Consider the following 8,236-nt stretch of genomic DNA (forward strand, 5'->3'; position numbering starts at 1 on the left):
GATCGTATCTGCTACCCTTTGCCATGCCTGTACTGCCTCCTTTTTATCATCTCTCTTATCATACATGATTTAGGTCTGCATGGCATCTTTACTTTGTACTATTTTTATACTACCACTATTTTGGCGGAACTTGAAAAAGCCGAGAAGTACATATTTCTGGAATATTTCATCGTGCAGGAAGGCGTTATGTGGAACAGCATCTTGGAAGTTTTGAAGCGAAAAACCACGCAAGGCGTAACTGTGCGACTGATTTATGACGATATGGGTTGCTTTCTCACTCTTCCGAAAGACTACGCAAAGCAGCTAAAAAAACACGGTATCCAGTGCGCCGTATTCAATCCCTTCCGACCTGTTCTGACCGTAAAGCAAAATAACAGAGATCACCGAAAAATAGCGGTCATTGATGGAAAGGTGGCTTTTACCGGAGGTATCAATCTGGCAGATGAATACATCAACGCCATTGAGAAACACGGACACTGGAAAGATGCAGCGATCATGCTGAAAGGCAAAGCCGCATGGAGTTTCACACTAATTTTTTTACAGACGTGGGAAATTTGTACCCATACAGACGAGGACTACGAAATCTTCTACCCATGGAAAGAACAAGAGTGCCCTGTTACTGCAAAGGGGTTTGTTCAGCCATACGCTGACAGTCCAATGGATGAAGAAAATGTGGGCGAACACGTTTACCTGCATATCTTAAACAATGCAAAGAAGTACGTGTATATCAACACCCCATATCTGATTGTCGATGATAGTATGCTTTCCGCTTTGCGTCTTGCGGCAAAAAGTGGTGTAGATATACGCATCATCACACCCCACCGCTGGGATAAATGGTGGGTACACATGACCACACGCTCGTATTACCGAGAGCTGATAAAATCAGGCGTTAAAATCTACGAATATACCAATGGTTTCATCCACTCCAAAACCTTTGTGTCCGATGACCGTACTGCAACAGTCGGGACAACAAATTTGGATTTTCGCAGCTTATATCTGCACTATGAATGTGGTGCTCTGCTCTATGAGGCCAAAGCTGTTATGGAAGTCAAGGAGGATTTTCTGCAAACGCTGGAGATATGCCAACAGGTGACAGAAAAGGATTGCAAAACAAATATCGTAGTGCATCTGCTCCAGGATATACTGCGGCTATTTGCACCACTAATGTAAGGAGGGTCTTGAATGTTTGAAGATATTGAAACACACAAAAAATTATCAAAGTGGATTATCGGAACGTTTACAGCCTGCATTTTGATTTATCTTGGCATCCGACATATTAGTCATGTAGCTGATGCCGTGATGTGGTTGAAAGACCTGCTGAACCCACTTTTAATTGGATTGATTTTGGCGTTGTTTCTGAATGTTCCGTTGGGGGTTATTGAAAGACATCTGTTCCCCAAACATCCGACATCTAGGAAAACGAAAATGCGCCGCCCGCTTGCGATCCTGCTTTCATTTATTTTGGTGATAGGGGTCTTTGTCGGTGTTGCTTTTCTTGTTATTCCCGAATTGATCGATGCAGTATCTATTGTCATATCATCCTTGACGAATGGTCTGGATCAACTGGTGGCATTTGAAAGCACGGCTGACTATTCTAAAATCCCATTCGGAGAACAGCTGTCCCAAATTGATATTGATTTTCTTGAACTGAAAGACAATTTGAATGAATGGTTGAATCAATTGGGAACCACCATTATGGACACTGCTGCTTCCGCATTTGGAAGCGTGGTTGCGACGGCAGTCGATTTTGCGATTGGTCTTGTGTTCTCAATTTATATTTTGGCCAATAAGGAGAAATTAAAAAGTCAGATCACCCGAATTGTCCGTGTATGGATTCCAGCATGTTTTGCCGAGCGGGGCATTCATGTGGCAGCTGTCTGTGAAAAAAACTTCAAGCTTTTTGTAGCAGGGCAAACGACTGAGGCAATAATTTTAGGCAGCCTGTGTGCAATCGGTATGTTAATTCTGAGAATACCATATGCGCCGATGATCGGTGCGCTTGTTGGGGTAACAGCACTGATTCCCTATGTCGGTGCCTGGATTGCTACACTTGTGGGTGCATTTTTGATTCTGACAGTCAATCCTTTTAAGGCACTGGTATTCATTATTTTCCTGCTTACTTTGCAACAGATCGAAGGAAATGCAATCTATCCGAAAGTTGTGGGCGCAAAAATCAACCTTCCTGCCATGTGGGTTTTAGCGGCAATCACAATAGGTGGCAATCTGGCTGGACCAATCGGTATGTTGCTTGGCGTACCTGCCGCAGCAGCCACTTACGCTCTTTTGAAAGAAGCAACCGATAAGCGGGAAACGCATCTGAAAACACAAGAAAAAGAGCAGATGGGTAATTCACATAAACAGAATATATCCTAAAAAAATTATCTCAAGATAAAAACTCATAGTAGGGTGTAAGGACTCATGATATAAAAATATCAAGGGTCTTTGCGCCCTATTCGTTTTTTATATTACAAAATCGGCATTATCATACCTTTTAGCGGGCATAATAAGGTTATTCCTCAAAACAAATCGGCACGATACAATGTTATTGAGGTGAATGATTATGCCGATTGACGATTTAACCGCTTTGGGTCAAATAATGCGGGAGGCCCGAAAGAAAAAAGACCTGACACAGCAGGAGCTTTCAGATCTGAGCCATGTTTCTGTAAAACAAATTGCCAACATTGAAAAAGGGCAGATGAACCCTTCCTATTTGATTTTAAGAGCATTGGCCAAGGTTTTGAACATCTCTCTGGACTCTCTAATAAATCCGGATGTTTCTCCAGAAGATGAGGGAGCCAACCAGATGAAAATGCTTTATTCCAGTTGCCCGTCAGAAATGCGTGAAACCCTGCTGCACCATACACAGGAGACCATGCAGGAATTAACAGAACTATCTAAGAAAATTGAAGCGAATTGAGCCAGTGAGTGAAATTTGACGGTTTCCTCTCTGGCTCTTTTCATTTCTGCAAAGAAAGCGGCAAGCAATGCCGGTGTTAATACACTCGGCCCACAGAGGGAAAAATCCTGACGTGATTTCCCCCTCTGCTTTGCTTGTTGAGGGCAGCGCCCCCAAGCCCCTTTGAACGCAGAATTTCATTCTGCGGCTACGCGTCCGATGGACGCTTATGACCATGACCGGCTTACCGCTGGCCGTGGTCTTTTTCTTGTTCTTTTTTCTGTTCCTCATCCATTTTCAGCAGCCGATCCACATTGGCCTTTGCCGTCAAAAGTTCCCGCATTTCCTCACGGGAACGCCGGTACTCGGCGTAGGTTTTCTTCTTTTCCTCCAGCAGTTTGGCATACTCAGATTGCAGGTCTTTGACCTTGGGCAGCTTCTTCACTCCCATCTCATCAAAGGCATTTTTTGCCGCCTGATGGAGCAGAATTTCTTGCTCATGTTCCTCCCGAAATTTTCGGGAATAACCGGCCTTGCGATAGGCAACATAGGTCTCGCGGGTCTTGGCATAATTAACGATATGGGTACGCAGGACGGCGATCTCTGCCATGCGTTTCTCCGTCGCCTTAATCTGCGCTGACAGCTCATTGTGATGGGCGGTAGCCGCCACCGCTTTTTCTTCCAGCTCTGTATAGTCCAGTAGGTGATGTTCGGTAAGAAAATTCACGGTCTGCGCCATCTGTTTTAAGTTAAAAACCTTGGCCCAGCGTGCATATCCAGCACCTTTCCCGGCCTGCAATTTTGCCTGAATATCCACCAGCAAATTGACCTTGGGTGGCTCCGGCTGCACGGTGGATTTCTTGCGGGGCGTGTGCTGCTTTTCTCCAGCCAGCACCGCACGGATTTCTGTTTCGCTGTACCCGGCTCCCAGCTTGTCATCCATACGGGCTACATTCTTCCAGCCGGGAGCTTTAAGGCGGATTGCTTTCCCGCGCCGAGATACCTCGCAGCCCATCTCGGAAAGCAGTTGCAGAAGTGTGTCAAAGTCTGCTGGCTTTTGCTCCAGCGCCCGGTCAATCATCACCCGTAGCTGTTCCCGATGGGAGGGCTTGGCTTGTTCGCCCAGCCACTTGTTGTAGCTTTTTCCGTGGGGCTTGGGGTTCTCCACAATGGATAGTCCGTTCTCGATACAAATGGTGTCACTTAAACGTCGAACAGCTCTGGTGCTTCCCCAAAAGTTACGGAACTTCCGGTCACAATCCATATTGACCGCCGACCAGATGATGTGATTATGAATATGCGATTTGTCGATGTGGGTGCAGACCACAAAGGAATGATTGCCTTTGGTGAACCGCCTGGCAAATTCTATGCCCAGCCGGTTGGCTTCCTCCGGTGTGATCTCTCCGGGCCTGAACGACTGGCGCACATGGTAGGCGATCACATCATCTGTACCGCGCACTCGTCCGGTGGCGGCAATATACTGCCGCTTTGCCAACAGAAACTCTGCATCAGCAGTGCGGCTGTCACATCCATAGCTGGTAATCAATTTTCCGTTGTCGGTCTTTTGGGGATTTGCCACATAGTCAATAATATCGCTGATGGCACGGCTCTCAGTCCGACTCTTGCCGATATGCAGCGGCATGATGCGTGTGGTTGCCATAAGGGAGACCTCCTTTCCAAAAAAGAAACGGCCTGCATGGTGCAGACCGCTTTTGTTATTCTATTAAATCGTCCTCATCGAGAAAATCAAAATTGTCCTCGATGTCCTCTAACCGCTTCGGAGGAAACCTCATCTCGTATTGTTCTTTTGCCAGCGCACGAACTTCCCGGCGCTTATCTTTCATTCGGTTCTTCAGCCAGGAAATCTGCTCCTTTGATAATCTCCATGGGAGATTCAGCAAGCGGTTTATTGTCATTTGCTCCGCTTGCTTCTCCGGCGGCAAAGAAGCACAGGATTTACAGACGTGCGCCGCATGACCTTTGCCGGAAAATTTTTCATTAGCCTTATATTCTCCGCAGACTTTACAATAATGGCCGTGCTTCTTCATAGGCTCGATTCCTTTTCACTGAGAGCGTATAAACTGCGCACCGCCCCCATGATGATGTTCCACTCCAGATCTGCCGCATAGGAAAATTTTTTGCGGTACGATTCCCAAAGTTTCTGCATAACCGAGCTGTTCTCCACTTCCTCAAAAACTTCGGCAGCTTCTGCAAGATGTCGTTCTGTCCCGCGTTTGTGAGCAGTGGCCCGCAGCGCATCATGGAGAATCTGAGGGTCCAATGTATTCCCATGCAGCTGTTCCAGAATATAAATGTCATAGAAATCTCTCATGCGGGTGTTGGTGGTAGTTCTGGTAATGATCGTTTCCAGCTTTTCGGCCAGAACCGTTTCCAGATTGTACGCCCAAATATCAATGGAGCGATCTTCCAGCATCAGCTTGAAAGAGTAGCGGATCTCCCTGGGGGTAATGGCATCCCCTGTGGAAATGTCAATCTTCAAAGGCGTCACCACACCGTCAAAGGTTGTAGTCATATTTACGCGAATCCCCGGATATTCCGCCTCATCCATAATCTCCGAAATACTTTTCAGCTGGAATTTGACGCCATCATCAAGCGGGACACTCACAATAGCGGAAATCAAATTCTCTATGTCCTCCACATTGACATTGGCTCCTTTTACAGTAGCGTCCAAATCCATCGTGGAACGGGCATCCAGACCAACCATAGCCGCTACCAGCATACCGCCTTTCAGAATAAATTTGTCACGATATTCAGAAAGGGAGATACGCTCCAGAAAACGCTCCATCATGTAGTTCCGCATCAAGAGCTGGGCGTCCGCAGATTTTTTTCTGGAAAGATTGCGGATCAGATCCTTCAACTGCCTTGCTGTTTTTATCATAAAAGCACCTCCAAATACTGCCGCAGAATTTTTTCTACCCGGAACATACCGGCATACCGCATCAATGTCCGCAGGTCTTTGTCTTTTCTTCTGGCATACATCTTTAATGCCCCTTGAAAAGTCTGCATCTCCATGTTGTTCCTGCTGCGGAGCAGGTCGCAGATGGTGCGCTCCAGGTCATAGACAGGAACTGTATGCCCAAATGGTGTCTGAGCCGTTGTCAGGCCCACCCCATGCAGTTCCGCCTTAATGGTGAATACCTGTACGCCCTCTGCTTTCAGCTTGGAGGGATTATATCCGGTCTTGACTGTGACCGTATATTCCAGCGGCTCGCGGTCTGTCAGATCGTGAAAAAATAAAGCTGTCTCATGGGAAAACACTGCCTGTTCGACCCGCAGATGAAGTAAGTACATGGCATCGACCCAGGCATCCTTGGAAAGATAAATTCCATGCGCGACCCGCTCCAATTCCCGTGAGTGCACATAATCATAAAAAACAGGCTTAGAAATACCAGCAGATACTACTTGAGCTGTTCGCAGCATCCCATCCTGTGTTTCCAGCAGCTGATCCAGCTGTTCAAATTGTCCCACCGTACCACTTCCTTTCACACTAATATTATAAGCAATATTAGTTCAAAAGTAAAGTGATGAAAATTCGGCATAATTTTACCGACAGCTTAACGTTCAACAGTTTTGGAAATATGAAGTGGCAGCAAAATAGACAACCTCAGCTGCCCATTTCATCACGATATGAAATAATCTGCTTCTTTTTCTGTTTGGCACACCGTAACGTTGTGGCTGCTCCGCCCCAATCATGGAGAACATAGGCCACCACTACATCGGCGGACTCTACCATCCAGCGATTTCTATGAGAAATCGAAAAACGGCGCGGTACGTTTTCCAGCGGTGGATACACGGTACTGTCATAGCCAGAAACATCCCGGCCAGTGTTCAAATATGCCAATACAAGAACCAGCTCGATTTGCGGATACTTTTTCTTTTGTTCCCGTAAAATAGACGCTGCTAAACTGTCGAACTCTCCATATCCTCCAAGATAAAAAGTTGTTGCTCCTTGCTCAATTAGGTCTTGTGTTACATTGCGAAGCCAATTCGCAATATTGTCTGCCTTTGTGATTTGCGAATGGCCACAAAAAGTTACGTTCATACGATGGCACCCCTATTACCATCATACTGCAAATAGCTCTATTAGTACAGGTACAGGGACCAATTTTAGCAAAACTGCCCATATACTAAATATAGTACAGTCACAGGGGCGGTGTATAGAATGAAGCTAAACGAGGCGGTAAGCAAACGTCTGTTAGAATTACTAGATGAAAGAAAAATGACACAATATCAACTGTATATGAAAAGCGGTGTTCCCAAGTCTACGATTGGAAATGTCATCAACTGCTCGTATGATTCGGTTAAGCTACGGATCATTCATGAGATGTGCCAAGGAATGGGGATTGGGATAGATACCTTTTTTGCATCGCCGCTTTTTCAAGAAGATAACCTAGAACCATAAAACCTCCGACGAAATTCGTCGGAGGTTTTCATATTATCCATAAACCAAATCTTGAATGATAAACTTCAAGTCCTGTACCTTGCCCAGTAGCCAGATTGCAGCCATTGGCAAACCATAGGGACTAATGAGAAATGCTATCACCAGCAGGATAATGCCGTTTTGCAAGGAGTAAGTAATCAGAACTGCCACACCCAGCAGGGCAACCACCATGCTGATAAGCCCCAGCACCAAACCGGAGACATAGACAATCCCCACACAAATCCAGACGAACAGGGTCAGCGACAGAATCACCGGAGCCATTAAAATCTTCAACGGCAGTTTCAGAATGAACCAGATCGCCCTCATTTTTCTTCCTCCTTCCATCGTTCCCGAAAGCTCTGACAGAGAATTTCTGCCTGTCTTTCATCTTCTTCCGTCACTTCTCGGCATCCTTTGGTTAGCCGCAGTTCCTCATAGCTGCGATAATCAGATAACAGCACCTCGAATAGTTCGTCCGGTGTCCGGCTGAGAAGTCCATCCACACAGTAGCGGGAATCTCCATTCCATGTGACGCGGAGATAACCTTCTCGACAAGGGAGGACTTCTTCCTCTAGATCACAGTCCAAATACTCACGAAAAATCTCCAACACCTTCTCAAAGGTTTTCATCTATTCTCAACTCCTTTGCGGCAATCTGTTTTCTACCCATATTATCCTTCCAACATTTCAAAAAGACAAGGATATGGGCAAAAGAAAAAACGGAGGAAGGCGCGGCGAAAAGAACGCCGTTCCTCCCTCCGCAGTTGGGGCATATATCCCTGTTGGTCCTATGTCAAGAAAAAGTACAAATTAAATATGCCCTTTTAATGTTGAGTTACCCTGCTAAAGCTTCAGCTCTTTCATCTAATGCTGCATAGTATTCTTTTTCATACTGATCTG

General features: G+C 45.9%; 11 protein-coding genes. 4 read left to right on the forward strand and 7 right to left on the reverse strand.

The window, feature by feature from the left end; genetic code table 11:
• From cls to B5F87_RS19770, 3 genes are all read left to right on the forward strand, one after another.
• Nucleotides 1-1,170: cardiolipin synthase (gene cls / locus B5F87_RS19760; protein WP_242964605.1), on the forward strand; the 1,170-nt coding region annotated here is incomplete at its 5' end.
• A gap of 12 nt (nt 1,171-1,182) precedes the next feature.
• Complete coding sequence (locus B5F87_RS19765) at nt 1,183-2,373, forward strand: AI-2E family transporter (protein WP_002587438.1); 1,191 nt, start codon at nt 1,183-1,185, stop codon at nt 2,371-2,373.
• Nucleotides 2,374-2,560: 187 nt separating this feature from the next.
• A complete protein-coding gene (locus B5F87_RS19770) occupies nt 2,561-2,917 on the forward strand; it encodes a helix-turn-helix transcriptional regulator (protein WP_016147209.1) in 357 nt (118 codons plus the stop codon).
• Nucleotides 2,918-3,140: 223 nt separating this feature from the next.
• Here B5F87_RS19770 and B5F87_RS19780 read toward each other — a convergent pair whose 3' ends face one another.
• The 5 genes from B5F87_RS19780 to B5F87_RS19800 all read right to left on the reverse strand — a co-directional run bounded on the left by B5F87_RS19780 (nt 3,141) and on the right by B5F87_RS19800 (nt 6,959).
• Complete coding sequence (locus tag B5F87_RS19780) at nt 3,141-4,556, reverse strand: relaxase/mobilization nuclease domain-containing protein (RefSeq protein WP_087284268.1); 1,416 nt, start codon at nt 4,554-4,556, stop codon at nt 3,141-3,143.
• Between the two features lie 55 nt (nt 4,557-4,611).
• Nucleotides 4,612-4,944: a hypothetical protein gene (locus B5F87_RS19785; protein ID WP_002578498.1), complete on the reverse strand. Its 333-nt coding sequence runs from the start codon at nt 4,942-4,944 to the stop codon at nt 4,612-4,614.
• Nucleotides 4,941-5,795: a nucleotidyl transferase AbiEii/AbiGii toxin family protein gene (locus B5F87_RS19790; RefSeq protein WP_002578497.1), complete on the reverse strand. Its 855-nt coding sequence runs from the start codon at nt 5,793-5,795 to the stop codon at nt 4,941-4,943. Before B5F87_RS19790 ends, B5F87_RS19785 begins: the two co-directional genes overlap by 4 nt.
• Complete coding sequence (locus B5F87_RS19795) at nt 5,792-6,385, reverse strand: type IV toxin-antitoxin system AbiEi family antitoxin domain-containing protein (protein ID WP_002578496.1); 594 nt, start codon at nt 6,383-6,385, stop codon at nt 5,792-5,794. Before B5F87_RS19795 ends, B5F87_RS19790 begins: the two co-directional genes overlap by 4 nt.
• Before the next feature lie 136 nt (nt 6,386-6,521).
• Complete coding sequence (locus B5F87_RS19800) at nt 6,522-6,959, reverse strand: hypothetical protein (protein ID WP_002578495.1); 438 nt, start codon at nt 6,957-6,959, stop codon at nt 6,522-6,524.
• 120 nt (nt 6,960-7,079) lie between these two features.
• On the opposite strand from B5F87_RS19800, the gene B5F87_RS19805 reads away from it, so the two are divergent.
• Nucleotides 7,080-7,319, forward strand: a complete 240-nt coding sequence (locus tag B5F87_RS19805) for a helix-turn-helix transcriptional regulator (protein WP_002578494.1) — start codon at nt 7,080-7,082, stop codon at nt 7,317-7,319.
• A gap of 33 nt (nt 7,320-7,352) precedes the next feature.
• Here the strand turns inward: B5F87_RS19805 and B5F87_RS19810 are convergent, their stop codons facing one another.
• Nucleotides 7,353-7,664, reverse strand: a complete 312-nt coding sequence (locus tag B5F87_RS19810) for a CD1845 family protein (RefSeq protein ID WP_002578493.1) — start codon at nt 7,662-7,664, stop codon at nt 7,353-7,355.
• A complete protein-coding gene (locus tag B5F87_RS19815) occupies nt 7,661-7,966 on the reverse strand; it encodes a hypothetical protein (protein ID WP_002578492.1) in 306 nt (101 codons plus the stop codon). Before B5F87_RS19815 ends, B5F87_RS19810 begins: the two co-directional genes overlap by 4 nt.
• Between the last annotated feature and the right edge of the window lie 270 nt (nt 7,967-8,236).

Source organism: Eubacterium sp. An3 (assembly GCF_002159465.1).
GTDB lineage: Bacteria > Bacillota > Clostridia > Lachnospirales > Lachnospiraceae > Anaerobutyricum > Anaerobutyricum stercoris.

What these genes read in the sequence shown, in the direction of transcription:
- B5F87_RS19800 (WP_002578495.1), bottom strand. Translation starts at nt 6,959, where the DNA reads ATGAACGTAACTTTTTGTGGCCATTCGCAAATCACAAAGGCAGACAAT.
- B5F87_RS19770 (WP_016147209.1), top strand. Translation starts at nt 2,561, where the DNA reads ATGCCGATTGACGATTTAACCGCTTTGGGTCAAATAATGCGGGAGGCC.
- B5F87_RS19765 (WP_002587438.1), top strand. Translation starts at nt 1,183, where the DNA reads ATGTTTGAAGATATTGAAACACACAAAAAATTATCAAAGTGGATTATC.
- B5F87_RS19785 (WP_002578498.1), bottom strand. Translation starts at nt 4,944, where the DNA reads ATGAAGAAGCACGGCCATTATTGTAAAGTCTGCGGAGAATATAAGGCT.
- B5F87_RS19805 (WP_002578494.1), top strand. Translation starts at nt 7,080, where the DNA reads ATGAAGCTAAACGAGGCGGTAAGCAAACGTCTGTTAGAATTACTAGAT.
- B5F87_RS19790 (WP_002578497.1), bottom strand. Translation starts at nt 5,795, where the DNA reads ATGATAAAAACAGCAAGGCAGTTGAAGGATCTGATCCGCAATCTTTCC.
- B5F87_RS19810 (WP_002578493.1), bottom strand. Translation starts at nt 7,664, where the DNA reads ATGAGGGCGATCTGGTTCATTCTGAAACTGCCGTTGAAGATTTTAATG.
- B5F87_RS19780 (WP_087284268.1), bottom strand. Translation starts at nt 4,556, where the DNA reads ATGGCAACCACACGCATCATGCCGCTGCATATCGGCAAGAGTCGGACT.
- B5F87_RS19815 (WP_002578492.1), bottom strand. Translation starts at nt 7,966, where the DNA reads ATGAAAACCTTTGAGAAGGTGTTGGAGATTTTTCGTGAGTATTTGGAC.